The organism is Chitinophaga sp. 05T412 (assembly GCF_056396465.1).
This window is the reverse complement of sequence record NZ_JBFTLN010000065.1, coordinates 1-619: the sequence shown is the minus strand read 5'-3', so window position 1 is coordinate 619 and position 619 is coordinate 1. Positions and strand designations below refer to the sequence as shown.

The following is a 619-nucleotide window of genomic DNA, read 5'->3' as shown; positions in this document are numbered from 1 at the left end:
CATCTAAGCGTGAAACCTGCTTCAAGATGAGTTTACTTTTAAGGGCCGTCGGAGACTACGACGTTGATAGGTTACAGGTGTAAGGGTRGTAAYATCGCAGCCGAGTAATACTAATTGCCCGTAAGCTTTAATTTTTTAAATATTACGCTCAAGAGTTTTGAATACAACTTTCCCGATATGTTATCTTATTAGTTTGCTGTAAYAGCAAAGAAGATCTTATGGTGGTTTTGCCGAGGGTGTTCACCTCTTCCCATTCCGAACAGAGAAGTTAAGCCCCTCATGGCCGATGGTACTGCACAATCATGCGGGAGAGTAGGTAGCTGCCATACTTATTAAGAAAAGCCTTAGTACTTGTGTACTAAGGCTTTTTCTTTCTTTAAGAGTAGAGACCTTTACTAAAGAGTAGAGACTCGAAAGAATAACAGAGACACAATTGGTGAAAGCAGGATGTTTATACATCTTCCACCCACTAACAGAGACAGTTCTTTACAAAAGCAGATTACTACTGCAACAGATGACACACCAGGCTAGGCAACAACCTACCACTTACACTTAACAATGGTGTCATCAACGTTTCCGACAAGGAAACACACTTAAGCCAGGTGCTTAATATCAAATT

The 619-nt window shown here is 40.6% G+C and carries 2 rRNA genes; both read left to right on the top strand.

The annotated features are described in order from the left end of the window. Nucleotides 1-135, top strand: a 23S ribosomal RNA gene (locus AC1DFM_RS34685); the annotation flags it as partial. Between the two features lie 82 nt (nucleotides 136-217). Further along, nucleotides 218-329 (top strand): 5S ribosomal RNA (gene rrf / locus AC1DFM_RS34680). Nucleotides 330-619 lie beyond the last annotated feature (290 nt).